General features: G+C 55.2%; 26 protein-coding genes and 3 pseudogenes. 17 read left to right on the forward strand and 12 right to left on the reverse strand.

The genetic code is table 11. The features are described 5' to 3' along the window. The first annotated feature begins 217 nt into the window (after nt 1-217). The 4 genes from H8F21_RS02300 (at nt 218) to H8F21_RS02315 (ending at nt 3,004) form a co-directional block, all read left to right on the forward strand. Entirely contained in the window at nt 218-838 is a 621-nt protein-coding gene (locus tag H8F21_RS02300; protein WP_203583924.1) for a tyrosine-type recombinase/integrase, read from the forward strand. Between the two features lie 237 nt (nt 839-1,075). Further along, complete coding sequence (locus H8F21_RS02305) at nt 1,076-1,354, forward strand: hypothetical protein (protein ID WP_203583925.1); 279 nt, start codon at nt 1,076-1,078, stop codon at nt 1,352-1,354. Beyond that, on the forward strand, nt 1,351-2,250 hold the full coding sequence (locus H8F21_RS02310) for a TIR domain-containing protein (RefSeq protein ID WP_203583926.1): 900 nt from the start codon (nt 1,351-1,353) through the stop codon (nt 2,248-2,250). Before H8F21_RS02305 ends, H8F21_RS02310 begins: the two co-directional genes overlap by 4 nt. Before the next feature lie 241 nt (nt 2,251-2,491). Continuing rightward, nucleotides 2,492-3,004 carry a hypothetical protein gene (locus H8F21_RS02315; protein ID WP_203583927.1) on the forward strand — a complete coding sequence of 171 codons (513 nt, stop codon included), beginning with the start codon at nt 2,492-2,494 and terminating at the stop codon, nt 3,002-3,004. Between the two features lie 337 nt (nt 3,005-3,341). On the opposite strand, the gene H8F21_RS02320 is transcribed toward H8F21_RS02315, so the two are convergent. Further along, entirely contained in the window at nt 3,342-4,208 is an 867-nt protein-coding gene (locus H8F21_RS02320; RefSeq protein WP_203583928.1) for a DUF5677 domain-containing protein, read from the reverse strand. Between the two features lie 559 nt (nt 4,209-4,767). On the opposite strand from H8F21_RS02320, the gene H8F21_RS02325 reads away from it, so the two are divergent. Next, nucleotides 4,768-6,141: a hypothetical protein gene (locus tag H8F21_RS02325; protein WP_203583929.1), complete on the forward strand. Its 1,374-nt coding sequence runs from the start codon at nt 4,768-4,770 to the stop codon at nt 6,139-6,141. Between the two features lie 248 nt (nt 6,142-6,389). Here H8F21_RS02325 and H8F21_RS02330 read toward each other — a convergent pair whose 3' ends face one another. Further along, nucleotides 6,390-7,172 carry an APH(3') family aminoglycoside O-phosphotransferase gene (locus H8F21_RS02330; RefSeq protein WP_203583930.1) on the reverse strand — a complete coding sequence of 261 codons (783 nt, stop codon included), beginning with the start codon at nt 7,170-7,172 and terminating at the stop codon, nt 6,390-6,392. Between the two features lie 431 nt (nt 7,173-7,603). Here H8F21_RS02330 and H8F21_RS02335 point away from each other — a divergent pair, with 431 nt between their 5' ends. Further along, nucleotides 7,604-8,764: an IS30 family transposase gene (locus tag H8F21_RS02335; RefSeq protein ID WP_203583931.1), complete on the forward strand. Its 1,161-nt coding sequence runs from the start codon at nt 7,604-7,606 to the stop codon at nt 8,762-8,764. A gap of 516 nt (nt 8,765-9,280) precedes the next feature. Here H8F21_RS02335 and arsJ read toward each other — a convergent pair. From arsJ to H8F21_RS02375, 8 genes and pseudogenes are all read right to left on the reverse strand, one after another. Continuing rightward, a complete protein-coding gene (arsJ, locus tag H8F21_RS02340) occupies nt 9,281-10,513 on the reverse strand; it encodes an organoarsenical effux MFS transporter ArsJ (RefSeq protein WP_203583932.1) in 1,233 nt (410 codons plus the stop codon). A gap of 9 nt (nt 10,514-10,522) precedes the next feature. Next, nucleotides 10,523-11,527 (reverse strand): ArsJ-associated glyceraldehyde-3-phosphate dehydrogenase, encoded by a 1,005-nt coding sequence (locus H8F21_RS02345; protein WP_203583933.1) that lies wholly within the window; start codon nt 11,525-11,527, stop codon nt 10,523-10,525. Nucleotides 11,528-11,559: 32 nt separating this feature from the next. Further along, a pseudogene (locus tag H8F21_RS02350) lies at nt 11,560-12,062 on the reverse strand (cyclin-dependent kinase inhibitor 3 family protein). Nucleotides 12,063-12,073: 11 nt separating this feature from the next. Beyond that, complete coding sequence (gene arsH / locus H8F21_RS02355; protein ID WP_203583934.1) at nt 12,074-12,790, reverse strand: arsenical resistance protein ArsH; 717 nt, start codon at nt 12,788-12,790, stop codon at nt 12,074-12,076. A gap of 4 nt (nt 12,791-12,794) precedes the next feature. Next, complete coding sequence (gene arsB / locus H8F21_RS02360) at nt 12,795-13,856, reverse strand: ACR3 family arsenite efflux transporter (RefSeq protein WP_203583935.1); 1,062 nt, start codon at nt 13,854-13,856, stop codon at nt 12,795-12,797. A gap of 17 nt (nt 13,857-13,873) precedes the next feature. Further along, on the reverse strand, nt 13,874-14,344 hold the full coding sequence (locus tag H8F21_RS02365) for an arsenate reductase ArsC (protein ID WP_203583936.1): 471 nt from the start codon (nt 14,342-14,344) through the stop codon (nt 13,874-13,876). A 19-nt stretch (nt 14,345-14,363) separates the two neighbouring features. Further along, nucleotides 14,364-14,720 (reverse strand): metalloregulator ArsR/SmtB family transcription factor, encoded by a 357-nt coding sequence (locus H8F21_RS02370; protein WP_203583937.1) that lies wholly within the window; start codon nt 14,718-14,720, stop codon nt 14,364-14,366. A gap of 8 nt (nt 14,721-14,728) precedes the next feature. Continuing rightward, a complete protein-coding gene (locus H8F21_RS02375) occupies nt 14,729-15,142 on the reverse strand; it encodes an arsenate reductase ArsC (protein ID WP_203583938.1) in 414 nt (137 codons plus the stop codon). 115 nt (nt 15,143-15,257) lie between these two features. On the opposite strand from H8F21_RS02375, the gene H8F21_RS02380 reads away from it, so the two are divergent. The 6 genes and pseudogenes from H8F21_RS02380 to H8F21_RS02400 all read left to right on the forward strand — a co-directional run bounded on the left by H8F21_RS02380 (nt 15,258) and on the right by H8F21_RS02400 (nt 19,141). Continuing rightward, nucleotides 15,258-15,596 carry an ArsR/SmtB family transcription factor gene (locus H8F21_RS02380; protein WP_191832403.1) on the forward strand — a complete coding sequence of 113 codons (339 nt, stop codon included), beginning with the start codon at nt 15,258-15,260 and terminating at the stop codon, nt 15,594-15,596. Nucleotides 15,597-15,637: 41 nt separating this feature from the next. Further along, nucleotides 15,638-16,729: a flavin-containing monooxygenase gene (locus H8F21_RS02385; protein ID WP_203583939.1), complete on the forward strand. Its 1,092-nt coding sequence runs from the start codon at nt 15,638-15,640 to the stop codon at nt 16,727-16,729. A 129-nt stretch (nt 16,730-16,858) separates the two neighbouring features. Beyond that, nucleotides 16,859-16,996, forward strand: a pseudogene (locus tag H8F21_RS29920) (hypothetical protein); the annotation flags it as partial. 203 nt (nt 16,997-17,199) lie between these two features. Beyond that, nucleotides 17,200-17,742 (forward strand): DUF3455 domain-containing protein, encoded by a 543-nt coding sequence (locus tag H8F21_RS02390; RefSeq protein ID WP_203583940.1) that lies wholly within the window; start codon nt 17,200-17,202, stop codon nt 17,740-17,742. 110 nt (nt 17,743-17,852) lie between these two features. Continuing rightward, complete coding sequence (locus tag H8F21_RS02395) at nt 17,853-18,413, forward strand: sigma-70 family RNA polymerase sigma factor (protein WP_195885995.1); 561 nt, start codon at nt 17,853-17,855, stop codon at nt 18,411-18,413. Next, nucleotides 18,410-19,141, forward strand: coding sequence for an anti-sigma factor (locus H8F21_RS02400; protein WP_203583941.1), 732 nt, complete (start codon nt 18,410-18,412; stop codon nt 19,139-19,141). The genes H8F21_RS02395 and H8F21_RS02400 overlap by 4 nt, the downstream gene beginning before the upstream one ends. Nucleotides 19,142-19,325: 184 nt before the next feature. Here the strand turns inward: H8F21_RS02400 and H8F21_RS02405 are convergent. Continuing rightward, nucleotides 19,326-20,095: pseudogene (locus tag H8F21_RS02405) on the reverse strand (SDR family NAD(P)-dependent oxidoreductase). A 137-nt stretch (nt 20,096-20,232) separates the two neighbouring features. Between H8F21_RS02405 and H8F21_RS02410 the strand changes: the two are divergent. Genes H8F21_RS02410 through H8F21_RS02430 form a run of 5 tightly spaced genes read left to right on the forward strand, consistent with a single transcriptional unit; the run spans nt 20,233 to nt 23,334 of the window. Next, on the forward strand, nt 20,233-20,781 hold the full coding sequence (locus H8F21_RS02410) for a chalcone isomerase family protein (protein WP_115089612.1): 549 nt from the start codon (nt 20,233-20,235) through the stop codon (nt 20,779-20,781). Between the two features lie 3 nt (nt 20,782-20,784). After that, on the forward strand, nt 20,785-21,321 hold the full coding sequence (locus H8F21_RS02415) for a DUF3833 domain-containing protein (RefSeq protein ID WP_203583942.1): 537 nt from the start codon (nt 20,785-20,787) through the stop codon (nt 21,319-21,321). Next, entirely contained in the window at nt 21,318-21,623 is a 306-nt protein-coding gene (locus H8F21_RS02420) for a DUF6482 family protein (RefSeq protein ID WP_195884039.1), read from the forward strand. The genes H8F21_RS02415 and H8F21_RS02420 overlap by 4 nt, the downstream gene beginning before the upstream one ends. A 23-nt stretch (nt 21,624-21,646) precedes the next feature. Further along, on the forward strand, nt 21,647-23,158 hold the full coding sequence (locus H8F21_RS02425; protein ID WP_413243026.1) for a cryptochrome/photolyase family protein: 1,512 nt from the start codon (nt 21,647-21,649) through the stop codon (nt 23,156-23,158). Then, entirely contained in the window at nt 23,155-23,334 is a 180-nt protein-coding gene (locus H8F21_RS02430; RefSeq protein ID WP_203583943.1) for a DUF2256 domain-containing protein, read from the forward strand. Before H8F21_RS02425 ends, H8F21_RS02430 begins: the two co-directional genes overlap by 4 nt. On the opposite strand, the gene H8F21_RS02435 is transcribed toward H8F21_RS02430, so the two are convergent. Next, entirely contained in the window at nt 23,275-23,748 is a 474-nt protein-coding gene (locus H8F21_RS02435; protein WP_401293958.1) for a DUF2878 domain-containing protein, read from the reverse strand. The genes H8F21_RS02430 and H8F21_RS02435 overlap by 60 nt on opposite strands. Nucleotides 23,749-23,763: the final 15 nt, after the last annotated feature.

Below are 23,763 nucleotides of genomic sequence, written 5' to 3' on the forward strand. Positions count from 1 at the left end.
ATTAACAAAATAGCTATCCTGAGGATCGATGACATAGTGATCCATTATTTCTTTTGGACTAATCATAAACGGATACCTATAAACCATAAAGATGATGAGCGATAGCTTACAAGAGGTGAGTTTGGATGTCTCTCAAATGTCCGCTTCTGGCCGGATAGCGCCCCCCACGCTGTGTGACTGATCCATCCTTGTCCTCCCTCAACGTGGAGGACAAACCATGAACACTATTGCTACATGCAGCCATCAGCCTTGGAACAAGGGAAAGCTTGTCGGGCAGAAAACCCCGCTCCGAGTCAGAGATATTTGGGCCATCCGGGTCAGGCTCCAGCTTGCGGAGAAGACACGGGATCTGGCTCTCTTCAACCTAGCCATCGACAGCAAACTGCGTGCCTGCGACTTAACCAAGCTGCGAGTACGAGACATAGCCCATGGGGAACATGTGTCGTCACGGGCCATGGTGATGCAGCAGAAAACTCAGCACTCAGTGCAATTTGAAATCACTGAGCAAACCCGAACGGTTCTGGAGGCTTGGATGCATCAGGCCCAACTCCGCAGTGAGGACTTCTTGTTTCCGACCCGGTTGCACGACTCAGATCATCTCTCCACCAGGCAATACGCTCGAATAGTCAAAGCCTGGGTGACAGCCATTGCCCTTGACCCAACTATGTACGGTACCCACACGCTACGGCGAACCAAGGCATCACTGATCTATCGCAGGACGAAGAACCTGAGAGCTGTCCAACTCCTGCTCGGTCATACGAAGCTTGAAAGCACCGTCAGATACCTGGGAATCGAGGTTGATGATGCCCTGGAAATGGCGGAACAGACGGAAGTCTAACCATCCATCGCGACGGTCGATTCTAGACCGTCGCTATCCGGCCAACAGCGGACGCCAGAGACGGCAGATTCTGGCCATAAACACAGGCGGCACAGGCCTCCAACGAAGATATGGTTCTTTTAATCCGTGCGCGCCATCGCCACTCATCGGTTTAGATCTCGGGATCTTCCATACCCCTGTACATTGTGGCACGATCAGCTGTGACAAAATGCCATTATTACGGATAAGGTGAGCGTTATGATCAAAGGGTTGGATCAGTTGCAACGCGATTTAAAACAGGCGCAGATTGCGCTTAAAGAACTAGATGGCACTCTTTGTACGATTAATTTCGATCCCTTCGATCCCGCAAGCATTGAGCATGCAATACAGGAAGTCAGCAACACTATTGATCAGCGCGTTGGAGTTTATGCTGGCAATCCCTTTGTAGGACCTCTAATTGAAGGCATGAAAGAAAATTATCGCTCGCGGATAATTGAGCAGGCAGCCGAAAAGCGCCTAACAGGGGAAAGCAAGTGAGCTCCTCTGATATTTTTACTCAGATTAATAATTGCGTATTGGACCTGCAGTCTTCCCAGCACCAAACATATGCAGTGCCATTGAAGAAACTAGCACGACTTTTATCTAGCCCCGAACTCGAATCCGTCAATGCTAACTTAACGCAAAATGCAGACCTCGAAGCTTTTTTATCTGAAAGCGAAGCTACTGGTGGAAGCTTTGCAGGCAGCCATCGGTTAGCGTGGCCAGATGACGACGAACTCAAGCTTGGCTTGACTATATTGCTAATCCAGAAACTTTCCACCGATCCGAACTACGCATTAAACTTTGGATATCACTTCTTCAGCAATGGTAGCAAGAAGATGATTTCCGGCCTTCACGCTTTTGTCGCTCAAGTAATTATTCCGTTCGCGAGAGATTATAAGTCTCACGTCAAGATTAGCAATGCAGCATTGGTCAGGTCTATTGTTCGGTCCAATAAGGTCTTCATTGTGCACGGTCATGATGATGGGGCTAAACATATGCTAGCCAGGTTTATTGACAGATTAGGATTAGAATCAATCATTCTTCAAGAGCAACCTGATCGCGGCAGAACTATCATCGAAAAATTCGAGCAGTCCGCAGAGGTCGGTTACGCCGTTGTACTACTAACCCCAGATGATGTAGGCGGGGCTGTAAAGGCAGATGCGCCCTCAGCACGCGCACGGCAGAATGTGATTTTCGAGCTAGGATATTTTGCTGGTAAGCTTGGCCGAGGTCGTGTATGCCTCCTGAGAAAAGGCAATGTGGAGATTCCATCTGACCTTTTCGGCGTTGTCTACACGGAGCTTGATTCGCACGAGGGATGGCAAAAGCGGCTTGTTATGGAGATGAAAGAGGCGGGTTTAGATTTCGACGCTTCCAGGCTATTCTCCTGACTGTATAGCGCGTGGGCTAAAACTAGCGAAGGCGCTGGTGCATAGCTAATATATACGTATTTTTATCGGTTGCTTCTGAACACCTTAGCCATGGCGGCATAGTCGCATTTGGTCAAGGGAGAACTTCCAACAGCTGCTGTAAAACAGGAGCAGGCTACATTTATAACCATGGAGGCCTAACCCAGTTTACGTGCTCAACTTTTCAAGTGAAGCTGAAGGCCTCATCAATCATGGAATAATTATGAATTACGTTGACACTGCATTTAGACAACTTTCTCTTGCGTGGAAGCTATACGACTATGCGCTTGATGGAAAAATCAATTTAGATGAGCTAGATCCCCCCTTGACATTCCAAGGTGGCGGTATGGTTCTAGTGCTTCCGGATAAAGTTTTAGATACTCCTGACGACTTAATATTGGCTCTGCAGAACAATTTGGTCATTACATTTGGCGCGGCAGCGATCACGCTTAACCGTTGCCGAGAAGAAGCGGGGTATGCGCTTTCCGCTGAAATTATTACTGAAAACGATCAGTTCATCGCAGTTACGTATCAAATACGCAACGCGTTCGCTCACGATATTGCCGAGCCACGCTGGAACATTAACAGAGCCCGTTATGCTAGGCCCTACGAATTTGGCGGAATACACATAAACCTGACAGATGTTGGCACGAAAAGATTCGAGTATCAAGACATAGGTGGGCCAGACGTACTTTTCCTAATGAAGACATATGCAGAGACTCATCTCTGGCCTTGAGGCTTATTCCTATGAGCAGCTATCACCCTTAAACCAAGAAAAAAAAGAGTTCAGACTAAACTTACAAACGGTGGTCTGCTCCCGATATCGCAGATCACATTTGCAGTGCTTGCTATCTTTCCATGCAGGCGTTATTTAGGTCGCCTTTGAGCTTTGCTTAAATGGCAGCAAAGCATACGCTTTCGGCGGAAGGTAACCGACCCCAAAGCTGCCATTGGTGCAGGGCAGCTAACTGCAAATAGCAGTCATTTCCTAAATTTTCGATAAGGAGCCTGATTTAGCCGGTTCCGAATAGGCGAAGCGAACGGTTTGAACCATCCAACAGCATTTGCAAGGCTTACTGGGGAACACCTGCCTCTTTCGCAATTTCATGAACGGATCGCGCTAGAGACTGCTTAATTTGTTGTAAGTCGTCATTATTTTTTCTCCCAAATCCAATAACACAGGCTGCCGCAGCATCAACAAAAAAGGTACTTGCGATACGGGTCATCATTGTAGAATAGGCCCATGCTTCTTTAGCCATATTGACCTTTTGTTCGATGGGTATTTCAAGCGAAATAAGCCACAAAATAGTGTCTTCCCCAGTGAGATGGCTTGCGCCACTTAAACGATGGTAGCTTTCGTAGTAATCGGTCTTACGCCCCATCGCTTCGAAACGCTTAAATAGCGACTTTGGCCACTCTGTGCTTTTATCCACAGGCTCGATTAAAGCTTGCGTCTCAACATGACCTACATATTTTTCTAGAGATTGAATGAAGTCACTCCTCTCATCAATCATTGCCAAAACTTTTTCCGCATAACTTTCATCTCTGATCGTTTCCTTCCACTCAGAAAGTTTTCGTCCGTGCTCATGCAACCAAGACCTAAAAAATTGAATCAAAGTGCTAGAGTTTCCGATTGTCGCTAAATACATGATATTCATGGCTCCCTCTACAACTACCCTTGCGAGTGCTTCAGCGCTGGCAGGGGAGCCTGTAGATATGGCAACCAACATACCTTCAGAGTGCTCGTGAATACGCCCAAGCAGGTTTATCAAACTGTGAATTCTGAAGCTTTCTTTAGCATTGGAAAGTTTAACTTCAGACAGGTACTCGGTGACAATATTATTTGTATTATAAATTGCGTCAACAGCAATCAATGAGTTTTGAAGGTCAGCATGGGGGGCGATATGGAATTTTTTTCGAAAATCTTCAATATGACTCACAGATTAAATCCTCCAATAAAAAATGCCAACTCGCAGTAAATACTTGCAGTTCTATGTTATCCGGTGTCCGAATCGAGCGATGGCCGGGCGTACTATTGGAGGTGTCCTTGTAGGCCCCTGATATAGACAAAGCGATTGCCTCTCCAGTTAAATAAGTGCGTCTTTAAATCTCACGAAGATACGATGTCGCTAGCAGCATGTCTATGGCCTGTTTTTTGGCCTGCTACTGCTGCTTGCAACGAGACATCAGCCCCTTTCTCAAGGGACCGCGTTGGGTCGATTGCTGCCTTTCACGTAGGGCTGCAATCGGCCAAAAGCGGACTCTCGGTGACTCCAAGGCCACGCCCTATTCATTCTCCCCTCGCGTAAAAACCTACGATTGGCTCCGTCCCTTCTTGATTCGCCCACTTTCAATAGAAAATGCGACGCACCTGTAGTAGCGTTGAGCCATACTCGTGAGGTTGCGCAGAAACTCGGCCAACTCTTTACGCACTGCTTGGCACCAGTGCAATTCCTCAATGGATGCTTTGATATCACTCAATGGACTCAAGGTTAACTTATGCAATCTCTAGCGGCCTATTTACTTGAACGAACTGTAAACTCTGAAGATGAAAAAATATCATTAATAGCCGAAACTAGAAAGCACTTAAGTAATTGGCTTAAAGAAAAAGGAGTTGCAGATCCTGCTGGCAGTTCAGGAGAATTCAAATCCATAAGCTCATCTGAAACCGGCCACTATAAGCGCGAGACCGCAGTAAGCAACGATGAAATACTGGAGCAAATAAGACTTGAGGAGTCGCCTAGAAACAATCAAATATTTTTTACAAATGTAGCGTTCGCCACATCCAAAACAAGATTTTTTGTATACATTACACTTTCAGCCACGACCAAAACCAGCATTATCTCCCCTATATCAATTGATGCTCGATGCCCATCAATTCTGCGTGATATCTTAAGAAACGGTACTCAGTGGAAAGTAGGTAATTACCTAGTGCCTCACGGTGATCGCGTACAAATAAAAGGCGATGAAAAAGGCCTCGAACTTGCGCACTATTTAAAGTCAAGCACGCGAATTTTCCCAGTTGTGGTTGTTTCCGAATACGAAGGAGAGCAAATTTGGAGAGGGCTTGGTCGAAAGATCGCCCATGACCTTGCTGGCCTAGCTCAAATTTACGAAGTGGATGACAAAGCCTCTTGGGCTATTACAGATGTAATTGAAAAGCAAAACTCTTGTTATAGCGGCGCTATAAGGCTTTATTGGCCGAGCAATGGATCCAGCTCAGTTGAGCAGTTCCATGGAACCTTGTGGACGCCATACAAATTATTATCTAATGATAAGGACGGGGAAGCAGAAGCTAGATTTCGTAGACAAATCCGCCGACGTGTCATGAGCGTATCTGCACTTACTATTTTGCCACCAAAAGAAATTCATGAAATTCAGAGCGCTAGTGCTCGTAAGCGGTTAACCGATTTAGAAGGTAAAGCATCATCCACCGACGACTTAGTGGAATTGGCTCAATCATATCTCGATGATGCCGATACGCTCCGATCTGAGAACACAGAGCTTCAAGAAAAACTATCTTTAGCGATAACTCGCGCAGAGAATGCGGAAGCAATCGCTGAAAACATTTCAAGACCACTGCAAGAGTTTGACACCGAAGCCCCCACAGAAAATGGTGATGATGAGCAAGAGGAACAAGACCTCTCTCCACCCGTGCCAGGAGAGATAAGATACTACAAGAAAGTCCGTAACACTCCTTCTCATGACCTTCTAACGCACGTCGCTGATTGTAAGCATACGAGTTGGCAAGCTGCCCACAAAGCTGAAAAAGCGAAGAAAGGAGTGGAGAAACTTGAAGGTGTCAGCAATTGGGATGTAATACATCATTGCGGAACGTGTAAGGGGGGAGGAATGTGGAGAGTTAAATGGTGATAATCGCCACTTGAATTGACTAGCCATTGTTTGACGATCAAAGACTTGCTCAATTGCGAGTCTTTGACAACCCAAGCTGTAGCTAGTGAGGCCCATGAGCGCTGGCTTTTAGGGAGTAGCCGCCCAATCCATCACGGTGGATGTAAGAGCGTCTTCAGTAGATGCGAGAAACGCATCTCTCAAGTGGGCCGGAATGTCGATGATCCACAAATGGTTGTCCTACGGAGGGGGCTCCGTGCTCGCGTCTCCTAGAACAACTCATCCAGCTGCTCGAAAAACACACGCTTCGCTGACTGGTCGGGCTCGCCAAGCCCCCGGAGCAAGTCTTTTGCTGCACGGGCTGAAACGTCTTCGCGCAGGTTTCGGTGAGCAAACGCAATGTCCAGCCAGCGATCCGCTATACCGCCACGGCCCAGGTCGATGAAATACAGCTGGTCATGAGTATCGACGAAAACATTGCTGTCACCCAGGTCGCCATGACTGAACACTTTCTCTTCGGTCGGTTGCGTGGCGTGCAGGTGGGCCAGCAACTTCGCCGGGGTGTCAAGGTTCGGCCATTGCTCCAGGTCGACATCATCGGCGCACAGATCGTGGGCAATCAGATACTCCAGCTCATTTAGGCGCTCCGAAGCACTCGAGTCAAAAGGGCAATCGGTGATCGGTACAGCCTGCAGTTGCCGCAGCGCCTCGCGTAACAACGCCAACATGGCGTCCGGATCATCGCAGCGTGCTTGTATCGGTTCCCCAGGCACACAACGGGTGATCATGAACTCCCCGGCTGTGCTTTGGGCAACAACGGCCACCTCGGGCACGTTCAGCCGACCATTGAGCCATTGCAATACGCGGGCTTCACGCAAGACGCTGTAAGTCGTGGGTGTGTAGACCGCTGCGCAGGTCTTCAGGAAAAAGCGTTCATTCCCTCGGGTGAAAGCGTAAACGCTTGCGGGAGACTCGCCAACCTCGTCGGTGACAAGTTGATTACCGCCAATAAATTGGGCAATGGCGCGGGGCAGTTCTAAAGGAGTCTGCAATGACTAGTGCTCGGAAAGGTTGATGCAAAGTGATAAGCAGACCGGTTGTACAGATAAACAGAAACCGTTGCTTGAAATACTATTTCGAAGTTTTTCGCGAGCGGCCAGCGGTGCTTGCTCTCATGAGGCGGTTGCCAGTTCTACTCTGTGGCTTACCCATGCCGGTTGGTGTCCTACGCGGTCTTGAGACCGCATGAAGGCGGAGAGCGTACTAATCGAGACTCCGGCGTCTTAGGAGCATTGATCTCACGGCTCATGGAGCGACTTGGCGCAGGGCAGGCTGCGCGCCCTTGTCCCGCACGTGTACGACCTGGAAGACCTCACTGGCTCGCCTGCGGTTTTTATAGACCCCCAATGGCCGTTTTTGGCTGTGGATTCAACCGGTCGATGCAACACAACTAAATTCTGTGTAAGCAGAAGGAGTGTTGCAGATGAAGCAGAGACCTCGGATCTATTACACCGAAAGCCAGAAAAAACTGATGTGGGATCACTGGCAAAAAGGCGACTCTCTCCAGCACATCGCCCAACTATTTGATCGGAACCACTCATCGATACAGCGCATCTTGGCGGAGACCGGGGGGATCAGACCCGCTGTACGTCGCAGGTCCAGATTGGCGCTGACGTTGGCTGAACGCGAAGAGATTTCGCGTGCAGTGGTGGCAGGTAACTCGATCCGTTCCATAGCCGCGCTGCTAGGACGAGCAGCCTCTACGATCAGTCGTGAGATCAGGCGTAACGGTGGCCAAGGAGGCTACCGGGCTAATCGAGCGGATCAGGCTGCCTGGGATCGCGCCCATCGACCCAAGATCTGCAAGCTTGTTGAGCACCGAGCGGTGGCGCAAATTGTTGCAGACAAGCTTCAATTGCAGTGGTCACCGGAACAAATTGCCGGCTGGCTGAAGCGCACCTATCCGGACGATACGAGCTATCAGGTGTCACACGAGACGATCTATCGCACCCTCTTCATACAGGCTCGCGGGGCTCTGAAGAAGGAGTTGCTTGAGCATTTACGGCGAACGCGAGCCATGCGTCGCTCGCGCCATCACACGCAGAAGAAAGAAAATCACGGTCGAATCACAGACGCGGTATCGATCCGCGAACGCCCGGCCGCGGCTCAGGATCGGGCGGTGCCAGGTCACTGGGAAGGTGACCTGCTGTGCGGTAGCAGGAACAGCCAAATTGCCACTCTTGTGGAGCGTCATACCCGCTACGTAATGTTGGTGAAATTGGACGGAAAGGATAGCGAGACGGTCATCAGCGCCCTGATCGAAAACGCCCGTAACTTACCCCAAGAACTCTACAAATCGCTGACCTGGGATCGCGGCAAAGAGATGGCTGAGCATAAGCGCTTTACGGTGGCTACCGACATCAAGGTTTACTTCTGCGATCCTCATCGTCCTTGGCAACGGGGATCGAATGAGAACACCAACGGGTTGTTAAGGCAGTACTTCCCGAAAGGAACCGACCTAGCGGAACACTCGCAAGCCACACTCAATGAAGTAGCAAGGCAGCTAAATAGTCGCCCTCGAAAAACACTAAACTACGAAACGCCCGCTGAACGATTTAGTCAATCTGTTGCATCGACCGGTTGAATCCACAACCGATAGCAGCCGCTGGAGGTTGGAGCTGATTTGACTGTTCCGCAGCAGGGAATGGGCTCCCCAATTGGTTGAGTCCTATACTGCCTTGATCAGATAGCAGAGGGCAGGGGCAATGGGATGCCAAAGCCGTGGTCAGTGACACGGGCACCTGGTGCGCCCCCCATATTCCCGCGTATCCTGTTGCCGAGTTATTCCGTGGACAACAGTGTGGTCTGTGCCGATGGTTCGGAGACGGCAGTCGATGCGGTGATCTGGTGCACCAGATTTAAACCGGCTTTAGGGCACCTAGCCAGCCTTCGGATGATTACCGAGGAAGGGCGAGTGGCCGTCGAGGGGGCTCGCGCTGTGAACGAACACAGACTATGGCTGGTGGGCTATGGCGAGTGGGCGGGTTCGGTGTCGGCGATTTTGGTAGGGGTTACCCGTACAGCCCGCAGTACTGTCGCTGAGATTGAGCAATTGCTGGTAAAGGCGGAGGTACGAGAGCTCCCGCCTGATGGTCGCTGGTCAGCTTGGCTGCTGTGTGGTGTCGCCGTGCCTGGGCAAGGCGATTGAGATGAGAGCGGCAGCCAGTACAAAACCGCTCGATACCCACAAGCAAGCCTCCAGGCCATAAGTTTGGAACACCCAGCCGGAAAGCAGTGTGCCGAGCAGTCGTCCCAGAGCGTTGGACATGTAGTAGAAGCCCACGTCCAGTGAGACCCCGTCTTCCTTGGCATAGCTAACGATCAGGTAGCTGTGCAGCGATGAATTCACGGCAAACAGCACGCCGAACAGCATCAGCCCACCAAGCAATACCACCTGACCCGACCAGCCTGCGCTCAGCCCCAGAGCAATGAGTGCGGGCAGTCCGGCTAGCGCGATAGCCCAGGTGAAGGCTGCTCGGCCGTCTGGCACATGGCCACGCTGCTTGCCGGTGATGCTGGGGGCAAAAGACTGCACGATGCCATAGCCGATGATCCAGGCGGCAAGAAAGCCACCGACCAGCCAGAAGTCCCAGCCAAATACGCTGCTCAGGTACACCGGCAGCGCGACGACGAACCAGAGGTCACGGGCACCGAAGAGAAACAGGCGTGCGGCCGAGAGAGTGTTGATTGCCCGGCTCTTGGACAGCATGTCGCGGAATTTCGGTTTGGCTTTGGCCTTGCCCAGGTCCTTTTTCAGCAGCAGCAAGCTGCCTATCCAGATCAATGCCAGCGCCGCCGCCATCGCCAGTACCGCAATGGTGAAGCCGAGCAGCGCAAGCAGCGCACCGCCAAGGAAAAAGCCCACCCCTTTGAGCGCGTTTTTCGAGCCTGTGAGGATGGCTACCCACTTGTAGAGGGTACCTTGCTGGCTATCCGGAACCAGGAGCTTGATCGAGCTCTTGGCACTCATCTTGTTGAGGTCCTTGGCGATGCCGGACAACGCTTGGGCTCCCATCACCCAAGGCACCGTCAGCCAGGCCGCTGGTACCGTGAGCATCAGCAAGGCCAGGACCTGCATGCCCAGGCCGATGTTCATGGTGCGATTGAGACCCAGGCGGGCGCCGAGGTAGCCGCCCACCAGGTTGGTGATCACGCCGAAAATTTCGTAAAACAGGAACAGCGCCGCGATCTGCAGCGGCGTGTAGCCAAGTGTATGGAAGTGCAAAACCACCAACATGCGCAACGCGCCGTCGGTGAGGGTGAAGGCCCAGTAATTGCCGGAAACCAGCAGGTACTGACGCACTTCCGTAGACAGGGCTGACAACGCCTTCATGATCGCCGTTTACTCCGCCGTGCCGACCAGTCGGGCCAGCTCCGCTGCACGATTGGCGTAGCCCCACTCGTTGTCGTACCAGGCGTAGATCTTCACCTGGGTACCGTTGACCACCAGGGTCGACAGCGCATCGATAATCGAAGACCGCGGATCGGTGCGGTAGTCGATGGACACCAGTGGGCGTTCTTCGTAACCCAGGATGTCCTTCAGCGGGCCTTCGGCAGCCGCCTTCAGCAGCAAGTTGACCTCTTCAGCCGTGGTTTCAAGCGCCACCTCGAACACGCAGTCGGTCAGCGAGGCGTTGGCCAGCGGTACACGCACGGCGTGACCATTCAGCTTGCCGCGCAGTTCGGGGAAGATCTCGGCGATCGCTGTGGCCGAACCGGTGGTGGTCGGGATCAGGCTCATGCCCGAGGCACGGGCGCGGCGCAGGTCCTTGTGCGGTGTATCAAGGATGCTCTGGGTATTGGTCAGGTCATGGATGGTGGTGATCGAGCCGTGGCGGATGCCCAAGTTCTCGTGAATCACTTTGACCACCGGAGCCAGGCAGTTGGTGGTGCAGGAGGCGGCGGTGACAATGCGGTGCTGGGCCGGGTCGAACAGGTGCTGGTTTACGCCCATCACCACGTTCAGCGCGCCTTTTTCCTTCACCGGGGCACAGACCACCACGCGTTTGACGCCCTGATCCAGGTAGGCCTGGAGCACGGCTACCGATTTCATCTTGCCGCTGGCTTCGATGACCAGGTCGCAGCCCGACCAGTCGGTGTCGGCGATGGTCTTGTTCGCTGTGACCTTGATGCGTTTGCCCTCGATCACCACCGAGTCGCCTTCTGCACCTGCTTCGCGGTGCCAGCGTCCGTGGATCGAGTCAAAGTTGATCAGGTGGGCGTGGGTCTCAGCGTCCCCGGCCGGGTCATTGATTTGTACGAATTCGAATTCCGGCCAGTCCCAGGATGCGCGCAGCGCCAAGCGACCGATACGCCCAAACCCATTGATGCCTACTTTGATTGCCATGTTCTTGTTCTCGAGTCGCGGTTCGCGAGCGGTCAGAGGGTATTGGTGAACTGATTGATGTAGCTGACGTGTGCAGGGTTTTGAATGGCTCGCGGGCGCAGGGCTTGAACCTGAGCGATGGCCTCGTGCACAGGGATACCGCACTCGATCATCAGGCGGGCTGCGAACAAGCCGGTACGGCCCGAGCCACCCTTGCAGTGAATAGCGATCGATTTGCCAGCCATCACCAGCTCTTTTAGGCGCTCCCGATGGGTTTCCCAGGCGGCAGCAAAGGGCTCGCCGGGAGCCTGATCATCCTCCACCGGCAGGTGGAACCATTCGAGGCCCAACAGCTGGCATTCCTCAGGCAGTAGATCGACCTCGTTCTGCAACAGCTCTTCATCCGGCATCAGGGTTACCAGTGCGCTCGCACCGGCATCGCGCAGTGTCGCCAGAGCCTGGAAGACCGACGTGTCCTTGGTACCAGGGCACGGGTGAAGATCAGTTGGCCGATCAACTGTGGAGTAGTCAGCACGGAATACGGGTGCAGTTGCATGCTCAAAAGCCTCAGATGGAGCGTTGATTGACGCGCTTCGACAGTTCTTCAGCGGACTCTTTACGTTCGGAATAGCGATCAACCATGTAGTCGGCACGATCACGCAGAAGCAGGGTGAACTTCACCAACTCCTCCATCACGTCGACGACGCGGTCATAGTACGCAGAAGGCTTCATGCGGCCCGCTTCGTCGAACTCCAGATAGGCCTTCGGCACTGACGACTGGTTAGGGATGGTGAACATGCGCATCCAGCGGCCGAGCACGCGCAGCTGGTTGACCACGTTGAACGACTGCGAGCCACCGCAGACCTGCATCACCGCGAGGGTCTTGCCCTGCGTCGGGCGCACAGCCCCCATGCTCAGCGGAATCCAGTCGATCTGCGACTTGAACACGCCGGTCATCGCACCGTGGCGTTCTGGCGAACACCAGACCATGCCTTCCGACCAGAGCACCAGGTCGCGCAGCTCTTTGACCATGGGGTGGTCGTCGGGTACGTCATCCGGCAGCGGCAGGCCGGACGGATTGAAGATCCGCGTCTCGGCGCCGAAGTGCTCCAGCAGGCGAGCCGCTTCCTCGGTCAGAAGGCGGCTGAAAGAGCGTTCACGGGTCGATCCATACAACAGCAGGATGCGCGGTTTGTGAGTGGACTGCTGCTCGATCGCCAGCTTTTCGGAAGACGGCAGATCGATCAGATCACTGTCGATGTTGGGGATATGGTGTTCGGTCATGATTTCACTCCTGGGACAAGGCACCAGATGGCTGATCGAACCAGCGACGCTTGAGCCACAAGGCAACGCCGACCAGGGAGATCAGTACCGGTACTTCCACCAAAGGCCCGATGACGGTGGCAAAGGCTACCGGCGAGGCAAGGCCGAAAGTGGCAATGGCCACGGCAATCGCCAGTTCGAAGTTGTTACTGGCAGCGGTAAATGCCAGCGCGGTGGTGCGTGGATAGTCGGCCTCCAGCAGCTTGCCCATCCAGAAGCTGATGAAGAACATCACCACGAAGTAGATGGTCAGTGGGATGGCGATTCGCAGCACATCCAGAGGCAGTTGCAGCACCATGTCGCCTTTCAGGCTGAACATAGCGACGATGGTCAGCAGCAACGCTACGAGCGTCAGCGGGCTGATCTTCGGAATGAAGCGTTCCTCGTACCACGCGGAGCCCTTACGGCTGATCAGGATCTTGCGAGTCAGGAAGCCAGCCAGGAATGGGATACCCAGATAGATCAATACCGATTGGGCAATTTCGATGAAGCTGGTTTCGATGATGCTACCTTCCAGGCCGAACAGCGGCGGCAGAAGGCCTAGGAAGATCCAGGCATACACGCTGAAGAACAGAATTTGGAAAATGCTGTTGAAGGCGACCAAGCCCGCAACGTACTGGTTGTTGCCGCCCGCGATCTGGTTCCACACCAGAACCATGGCGATGCAGCGTGCCAAGCCGATGAGGATCAGGCCGGTCATGTACTCGGGCTTGTCGGAGAGGAATACGACAGCCAGCCCGAACATCAGCACCGGGCCAATCACCCAGTTCTGAATCAGCGACAAGGCGAGGATGCGCTTGTCTTTGAAGACCTGTGGCAACTCCTCATATTTCACCTTCGCCAGTGGTGGGTACATCATGACGATCAGGCCGATGGCGATAGGAATGTTCGTCGTGCCAACCGACAGGCTATTCAGCCAGGCCGGCAATCCTTGGAAAAGGCTGCCCAAGCCGATGCCAAGACCCATGGCCAAAAAGATCCAGACCGTTAGGTAGCGATCGAGGAATGAAAGGCGGCTTTTGCTCATGTGAATCTCCCTTAACGTCAGAGCGTTCCGATGCGTGCCAGCTCGGCCTTGAGCTGGGCGGCATCCAGTTGTTCAATAGGCAATGCGAGGAATGCCGTGATGCGGCGCTTGATGTGTTCAAGCGTGGTGTCGAAAGCCTCATCCAGTTCGGCGGCGCTACCTTGCAGGTCCGAAGGATCAGAAAGGCCCCAGTGAGCCTTCACTGCCGGCCCGAAGAACACGGGGCATGCTTCGCCAGCGGCCTTGTCGCAGACGGTGATGACAAAGTCCGGGGCGAGCTCGGCGTGTGAATCACTGGACTTGCTGCTGAGACCATCGGTGGAAATACCGGCGCGCTGCAGCGCGGCGATGGACAACGGATGCACCTCGCCCTTGGGCTGGCTGCCGGCGCTGAAGGCGTTCATAACGGCCGGGGCCAGGTGGTTGAAAACAGCTTCAGACAGGATGCTGCGGCAGCTATTGGCGGTGCAGAGGAACAGAACTTTCATCGGCTTTTCTCGGCAGTAATCAGCAGCAGGAGGCGACGCGCTGTGGACGGTCACCCATGTTGTCCAGTCGTTTGGTGCTGGTGCTCAGCCATTCGCGATTGGCCTCCAGCGTCGTTGCCAGGACCTCGCGTACCCAGGCGGGCAGCTCGGGATGTAGCCGGTAGTACACCCATTGACCCTGGCGGCGGTCTTCCAGCAGGTCACACGTGCGCAATTGCGCCAGGTGGCGGGAAACCTTGGGCTGGCTTTCTTCCAGCGCACAGGTCAATTCACAGACGCAGAGTTCTTCCTCGCGGGCGATCATCAGCATCATCCGAATGCGGTTCTCATCGGCGAGGCATTTGAAAACCTTGGTAGGGGTCAGCGAGTCAGTCATAGGGATTCTCAGTGTTTGGTTTTCACGAGGACGAACATCTTGATGCGCTCATGAATCTCGTGAAGCGTTTGGCGGAAGGCGTCGTGTTTGTCGCTGGTGACAGGGTCTTCGAAGCTCCATACCAGCTGTTCACCGAAAGCCGGAAGCGCTTGGCATTCCTGGACGGCCTTGTCACAGAGGGTAATGACATAGTCGAAGTGTTCACCGGCGAACTCGTCGATGGATTTGCTACGCAGGGCGCTGGAGTCGATGGCAAGGTGCTCAAGGGCGGCATAGGTTCGCGGGTCGACTTCGCCAGGCTGAGTACCTGCGCTGAAAGCCTCGAAGTGCACAGGGGCTGTGTGCCGGAGCAATGCTTCGGCGAGCTGGGAGCGAGCAGCGTTGGCGGTGCAAACAAACAGGACGCGGATCTTGCCAGTCATCACTAGATACTCTGCGCGTATATGGTTTTACGAATATACGCTTTTCCGAATGTATCGCAAGCTTGTGATGATGGATGGCTTTACATGTGCGTCTTCATGCACATATATTGCTCTCATGACGACTACCGACAATCTCCGCGCCCAAGCCATCGATGCTGCCATTGAGTCGCTGGATGAAGCCTTCTTCAAAGCCCTCTGCGAACCCTCTAGGGTCGCGGTGTTCAAGCGCGTGCTTCAGTTAGGGAGGGCGGATGTCGGCGAAATCGCCAAAGCTTTGCCGCAGGAGCGCTCTGTGATCTCAAGGCACTTACAGGTGCTGCACGACGCTCACATCGTGAAAGCCACCAAAGTGGGCAGACAGGTTTTCTATGAAGTGAATGGCGGGGCGATCGTCGAGCGTTTGGAGGGCCTCCTCCAGCGAACCAAGGGTCTGGTTTCGCTGTGCTGCCCGTAGCGTGGCTTTTTTTCTCCTGATATATGCATGAGTGTGCACATATGAATGAATTGAGTCGTACTTTGGATGTGGTTGTCATCGGTGGTGGGCAAGCAGGTTTGGCGACTGGCTGGCACTTGCAGCAGCGCGGCTTGGAATTCCTCATCTTGGATGAGCAGGCATCTCCTGGCGGGAACTGGCGGAACTACTACGACAGCCTGCAGCTGTTCTCCCCGGCGGAATACTCGGCGTTGCCAGGGCTGCCGTTTCCTGGTGACCCCAAGAGCTATCCGCTACGAGACGAGGTGGTGCAGTACCTGGAAGCCTATGCTGCCGAGTTTCGACTGCCTTTTCAGGGCGGCATCCGAGTGGTGGGCGTAGCGCAGAAGGAAAAGGTGTTTGAGGTTCGCTGCGACACCGGAGCGATCCTCACCGCACGTTCTGTGGTCGTAGCATCGGGAGGATTTAGCCGGCCGTTCACGCCCAGCGTTCCTGGGTTGGAGGGCTTCTCAGGGACATGTCTGCATAGCTCAGCATATCGAACGCCAGAGCCCTTTACTGGCCAGCGCGTCGTAGTGGTTGGAGCCGCGAACTCAGCTGTCCAGATCGCTTATGAGCTTGCAGGCGTCGCCGAGGTAGTGCTGGCAACCCGCGAGAAAATCCGTTTCTTCCCGCAGCGAATCCTCGGACTCGATTTTCATACCTGGCTGAAATTCACCAAGCTGGAGCAAACACGATGGTTGAGTGACCAGAGCACGCCCGTGCTCGATACCGGTAAGTACCGGAAGGCTCTCAACGCCGGTCTATTCCAGCGCAGGGCCATGTTCCAGCAAGTGCTACCCGATTCTGTTGTCTGGCCGGACAGAAGCACTACTCAGGTCGATGCGCTGATTTTTGCGACGGGCTTCCAGCCAAACCTAGATTTCCTGACGGGCCTCCCGGTCGCAGACCGGAGTGGGCGTGTGCTGCAGCATAACGGTGTGGCCAGCCAGGTGCCAGGCCTGTACTTCGTGGGCTTGCCTAAACAAAGGAACTTCGCTTCGGCAACACTCAGGGGCGTGGGTGCAGACGCCTGTTACCTGATGCCCCGATTGCTTAGTCACCTGAGCAAGGGCCGCTCGCCTCACCTGTCAGCGTCGCCCCGCCAGATCTGAACTCTGGCGGGGCGACGGCGAGACGTATTGCAATGTGCCCCTAGAGCTGCCGCCATGTCGTACACCTCAACCCGGTTTGGCCGGCGGGACCTGCTTAAAGCCGGCGCTTTGATTGCTGGCGGTGTCTGGGTCAACATCAGCGAGCGGGCAGCAGTTCCCAAACGAATTGAATTCCTCGAAGCGTTGCCACTGACTGCCGTGGGCAAGATATTCAAGCCCGCTTTGCAGCAGCGGGAAATTGGGGTACTGGAGAGGGCAAACGTGAAGACCACGCGATCCTGTATCCGGTCAGAATCTGCTGCCCCCAATCCAAGAGCTGACACTCACACCGGCAAGCGATCAAGGACTTGCTCTACGGCGTTAGTTGTACTGATATTTCTAATGTAACTGCATCCAGATCGACCTCCAGCGGGTAGTACAGGTAGTAGCCATCGCGCTGCTGAGCTGATTATCCTTCTGGAGAGGCTTACATGAACGCCATACGATTCCTCTGCATGACCAGTACTACGCTCGCTGTCACCTGTTTGTCACTCATGATCCCTGCGGCCTATGGACAGGCAAATCTGCCCGACAGCATCAAGGTTCCGGACGGCCACAAGACCGTACTGGAAGCCGTAGGCGTGGGCGAAATCACTTATGAATGCCGCGACAAAGCCAACGCCGCCGGCCAGACCGAATGGGTGTTTGTCGGGCCCAAGGCGGTGCTCAATGATCGTAGCGGCAAACAGATCGGCACCTACTTTGGACCGCCTGCCACCTGGCAAGCCAAAGACGGCTCCAAAGTCACCGGGACGCAACTGTCTGTTGCCCCTTCAAGCACCGGTGACCTCCCTTATCAGTTGGTCAAGGCCAACCCAGCTGAAGGCAAAGGCGCGATGAACGGTGTCAGCTATATCCAGCGGGTGGCCGTCAAAGGCGGCGTAGCCCCCAGTAGCGAATGCTCCGCCGCAAACAAGGGCAAACAAGAGATGGTCAAATATCAGGCTGACTATATTTTCTGGACAGCCAATTAAGCCAGCGATTCAGAGCAGCCTGACAGCGCACAAAGTCGTCTACGCTGCTCTGATCGAACTCCAGCTATACGGCTGGGGGCTACCCCTTGCTGACAGCGGAAAAATTGTCCTTGCCCGAGCCCGGTTTTGACTATGAATCCTGCCTGATTGCCTGCGCCAGAGGCGACCAGCAGGCACTACGGGATTTATATGAGCAGGAAAGTCCTCGACTTTTGGGTGTCGCCAGGCGCATTGCGCGTGACAACGTTCTGGCCGAAGACATCGTGCACGATGCCTTTATCAGGATCTGGACCCGTGCCGCCAGTTTCAACCCGGCAAGAGGCTCAGCACGTGGCTGGATTTTCAGCGTGACGCGGCACCTGGCGCTTAATTTCATGCGTAATGGCGCCAGGGAAGTACAGGTCAGTGAGCAGAGCGAAACGGCGTTGCACGCTTCAGCCTCCATGGAGGCATCGCTAGAGACTGCGCAAACCTTCGATTATCACGGCCATTCAGGGCGCATTTATACCTGCCTTGAGCAACTGGAGCCGGCGCGGCGCACCTGCATACTTCATGCGTATGTCGACGGCTATTCGCATGCACAAATCGCACAGAAACTGGGTACACCACTGGGGACGGTCAAAGCCTGGATCAAACGCAGTCTGGTGGCATTGCGGGAGTGCATGGGATGACCGAGACCCCTCAAGATGAAAGCCCGGACGACATCGACGCGCTGGCCAGTGAGTATGTTCTGGGCACGCTGCAGGCCGAGCAGCGCATCGAAGTACAAAAGCGTCTGGCCCAAGACACTGAACTACGATCCGCTGTAGATGCTTGGGAGCAGCGCTTATACCCGTTGACTGAACTGGTTGAAGCGCAATCGCCTACGCCACGCCTCTGGGAGCGTATCGAGCGCAGCGTGAACAGCATTGAGCGACAAGCACCACGAGCAACGGCCGCCGCACAGCCGAACTCATGGTGGAACCGCCTTGCACTATGGCGTGGGCTGGCGGCGACAGGTCTTGTCGCATCGCTGTTGCTCGCAACCGCACTCCTGACCCAAACCGCTCAGATGAAACCGATCACCTACCTGGTCGTTCTGGTGGCGCCACAAAATCAGACGCCCGGCTGGGTGATTCAGGCGAGCAGTCCACGGGAAATCCAACTGATACCTTTGGGGGGCACGCAAGTCCCTGCCGACAAAGCACTTGAGTTCTGGACCAAAGCCGACGGCTGGCAAGGACCGGTATCTCTTGGATTGGTCACACCTGGACAAACACTTTCTGTCCCTCTAGATAAACTGCCACCGCTGGAGCCCAACCAGCTCTTTGAACTGACGCTGGAAAGTCCCACTGGATCGAAGACTGGCAAACCCACAGGACCGGTGCAATTCATCGGCCGTGCCGTGAAAGTAATCTGATGGTCCCTCCAGGCTTGGTTGTAGTTGTCTGCTCCGGGTCCAAGCTGGATGAAACGTTAGAGCGAGATTGATAGTCATAACTGCAACCTAAATCGCGCTCCTACTCTAATTTCAGGCCCTGTTGGCAAACTGGATGCTGGTAGGTTTCATGCAACGCTTTCTGCTGTGACAAAGGCAGGGAGGTTCACCAGGCGACCGGCTGATGGTCCCATGCCCAGAAAGTGCCGCTGTGAGCTGGCCCGTGCCGAGCGATTAGTTCGAGGATGCACTGCGCGGCAAACGCAGGCGCGAACAGTTTGTCTGGCGGTACATTGGCCTGGAACGGTTGAGAAAGGCGGGTAGCCGTCGTGCCGGGGTGTAGCGCCAGCACCGTCGACGCGGGGTTCAGCCGCTTCAGTTCGATACTGGCGGTGCGCAACAGTTGGTTGAGCGCCGCCTTGCTGGCCCGGTAGCTGTACCAGCCACCCAGACGGTTGTCGCTGATTGAGCCGACTCTCGCCGAAAGCGCGGCGAAGGTCGTAGGCTGATGCAGCAGCAGCGGGAAGAGGTGTTTAAGCAGTAAGATGGGGGCAAAGCTGTTGGTGACGAAACTGGCCTGCAGGCTTGCTAAGTCTAACTGCGCAAGTTTTTTTCCGCCCGTGCTGGAGCGTCGTGCAGCACGCCCAGTGTGCTGATCACTAGATGCAAACACTCGCAAGTTGCGCCGATATGACGAGTCAGTTTCTCCAGCGACTTTTCGTAGCGGGCGTCGCAATTGATGCGTATCAAACGCCGGCCATGGTGCCGGGCCAACGCCTCCAGACCCGCGCTGTGGTTAGCCTGACGCGAGACAGCAAACACCTGCCTAACGTCATCACGCGCTAGCAATTGTGAGCAAAGCGCAAGACCGATGCCTTCGCTGGCGCCGCAGACAAGAGTGTTTGCTGCCACAGCTAGATTGGTGATCAGCGTCATATTGCTCTCCCGGCAAGATGTTGCCGCGGTATTAACCCCCGGGTCATACGAAATTGATCATCACCTTCGATATCTGTACTCAAAACTGTACATTAAAATATACTTGTACAGTATTTTCTCTTCCCGGTGTCCCGCACATGGCAAGCAGAACCTCAGCACTCAGCCTATTCGCCTTGGCCTTTCTTATGACGATCACACAGCCTGCATTGTCAGACTGGAGGCCTTCGCTTTCAGAGGCGCGCGTGGTCGGCAGCGGCGAATTCACCTGGTTCGGCCTGCGTCTTTACACCGCCCGCCTGTGGAGCGCCGGTGCTGCATGGAGCTGGAATGAGCCGTTCGCCCTCGAGCTGATCTACCACCGGGCATTGACCCGGGAAACGTTGGTGCAGGCCAGCATTGATGAAATGCAGCGCCTAGCTGACCGTCCAATGGCGAGGGAAACCGTGAAGCGATGGTCAAAAGCGATGCAGGAAGCGTTTGTGGATGTGCGCCCGGGCATGCGCATCACCGGTCTGTACCTACCGGGGCAAGGTTGCCGATTCTATGTCGATGGCCAACTCAGCCTTGAAGTGACCGACCCGGCCTTCGCCCGTGCTTTCTTCGCCATTTGGGTTGATCCGCGGGCCCGTGATCCACAATTGCGCCAGCGCCTGCTCGGGCTGGCCGGGAGCGACCGAGGAGACTGAAATATGTACAAAGTGCTTCTGTTGATCGGCTGCTTGCTACTAGGTAGTTGCGGAAACGTCGGCGTTGAGCGCTACGCTGGGGAGCATCCACGCCTCAACCTGGTGGAGTTTTTCTCGCGGCCGGTGCAGGCCTGGGGCATGTTCCAAAAGCGCTCGGGGGAGGTAGTCAAGCGCTTCCATGTGCGTATCGACAGCCGCCGCGAGGGCGAACGACTGATCCTCGACGAGCATTTTCTGTACAGCGACGGTACGCGCCAGCAGAGAACCTGGACCCTAACCCCGGACGGCCCCAGTCGCTGGCGCGGCACCGCTGGTGACGTGATTGGCGAGGCCATCGGTGAAGTAGCGGGTAATACGTTGCGCTGGCGCTACCGCCTGGACCTGCCTGTTGATGGGCGGCACTGGGAGGTGGACCTGGATGACTGGATGTACCTGATGGACGATGACACCCTCCTAAACCGCTCGAGCATGAGCAAACTCGGTGTGGAGATTGGGCAGATAACCTTGTTCTTCCGCCGCTTGCCGGAGGGCACACCATGAACCTGAAGCAGCTGATCAAGTCGGCGAGCGCTCGCGATATCAATGAGCTTGAAGTTCTGTTACTTGAAGGGGGCTTTAACGTGTTGCGCGTGTTGACCGACACCGGGCCCTATTCCTTGTGCGACGCGAACGGCGAAGTTTTGCGCCTGCGCTCGACCACCGAGCTGCGGCAATTTCTGGCCGATGTGCCTCCAGTGCCGTGCATGCTGGTGCAGTATTTGGTGCACGAGGAAATATGCGGCCAGCGCGGCGGTCCTGTTGCCCCGCTGCGGGTGCCGTTTACGCTAACCAGCCAGTGGTAGCGCAGGGGAGGCGCCTGGGTTTGGTGCTGGGCGATCAGCTGTCTTTTGACCTGGCGGTGCTGCGCGCCCTGGACCCGGCACGCGACGTTCTGCTGATGGCTGAGGTCGAGGGTGAAGCACGCTATGTGCCGCATCATCCGCAGAAGATTGTGCTGATACTCAGCGCAATGCGCCATTTCGCTCAGGCCCTGCGCGAGCGAGGCTGGAATGTGCACTACCAGCAACTGGATACGCCGGGCAACAGCGGTAGTATCGCCGGGGAGCTACAGCGGTGGCAGGCGTTACTGCATGCAGACGAGGTGCATGTAACCGAATGTGGCGAGTGGCGGCTAGAACAGGCGTTACGTGATGCCGGGTTGCCGCTTGTGTGGCATCGTGACACCCGCTTTCTATGTTCGCGCGAAGCCTTCGCGCGTTGGTCCGCTGGCCGCAAGCACTTGCGAATGGAGCACTTCTATCGGGGAATGCGCAAGCGTTGTGGCCTGCTGCTGGAACCTGAAGGAAGCCCTGCCGGAGGTGCCTGGAATTTTGATGGCGACAACCGTAAGCCACTGCCGCGTGGTCTGCGCGGGCCAATTCCCGCACAATTTGCTCATGATGCGATCACAGCGGCGGTGGTGACATTAGTACGTGAGCGTTTTGCCGACCATTATGGTGCAGTCGATACCTTTGACTACCCGGTCACTCATGACCAAGCACAGCAGCTCTGGGAGCACTTTCTTGAGTTCAGTCTTGCGGCCTTCGGTGACTATCAGGATGCGATGGCTGAGGGCGAACCATACCTTTTTCATGCACGCATCAGTGCAGCACTGAATATCGGCCTGCTGGATGTGCGCCGGCTGTGTGACGATGTCGACCGAGCCTGGCGCGAGGGGAGGGTACCGCTCAACGCCGCCGAAGGCTTTATCCGCCAGTTGATCGGTTGGCGCGAGTTTGTGCGGGGTATCTACTGGCTACGCATGCCCGAATACGCGGCGCTGAATTACTTGGGCAACGACCGATCGCTGCCCGAATTTTATTGGACGGGGCAGACCCGCATGCGCTGCATGGCCCAGGTGATTGATCAGACCCTGGAGTTGGGCTACGCGCATCATATCCAGCGACTGATGGTCACCGGTAATTTCGCGTTACTGGCCGGCATCGCGCCGCCCGCGATATGCGAATGGTACCTGGCCGTGTACATGGATGCCTTCGACTGGGTCGAGCTGCCCAATACACTGGGCATGGTGATGCATGCAGATGGTGGTTACCTTGGCTCGAAGCCCTATTGCGCCAGCGGCCGTTATATTCAGCGCATGTCCGACCATTGCAAATCTTGCAGCTACAAAGTCGAACACGCCGTGGAGGAGGACGCTTGTCCGTTTAATGCACTCTATTGGCATTTCCTCATCCGTCATCGCCAGTTACTGTCGAAAAACCCTCGACTCGCATTGGTCTATCGCAGTCTGGATGGCATGTCGTCGACCCGGCGCGATGCGGTGTGGCTACGTGGCCAGAGGCTGTTGGCACACCTGGATGCGGGGGAGTCGATATGAACAAGCGATTGTTGCCGAGCAAGTTCTGCGTCGTGTGTGGCTTGACGTTCACCTGGCGCAAGCGTTGGGCACGCTGCTGGGAGCACGTTCGCTACTGTTCTGAGCGCTGTCGCCGCTCAGCGCCACGACGCGACCCGCACGGCGAGGGGCAAGACCAGCGCCCAGATCGGCGCTAGCAGCAGGCCTGTGCCGACGTGCCCCATCGGCAGATCAACACCTGTGAGCCTGGCACCGGCCAGATATGCCAGCGGGCCACTGAACATGCCCACCAGAGCCGCCCGCCAGTAGGGGCGTCCTGTCCAAGCCAGGCTATGGCGCAAGCCGCTGGCTAACACCAGCCACAGTAATGCCAGCCACACAGGCAAGGGCCGCTGGTCAAAGCTGAACACCCCCACAGAGCCCAACAGAGTGTCCAGCAAGCACCCTGCAAGTGCCACGCGCAAAAGCGCACGCACTTCGGCGCTACGCTCCTGACAAAGGCGCAGGTGTAAAGCTAGTCCGATCGGCACAATGAGCAGAAGCCATTGAACGTGAGCACCCAAGACGCATGCCCACCAGCCGACCTGAAGCCAAAGGGCATTGCCGATCATCCACCCGCGGCCCAA

The organism is Pseudomonas arcuscaelestis (assembly GCF_016881005.1).
GTDB classification, from domain to species: Bacteria; Pseudomonadota; Gammaproteobacteria; order Pseudomonadales; family Pseudomonadaceae; genus Aquipseudomonas; species Aquipseudomonas arcuscaelestis.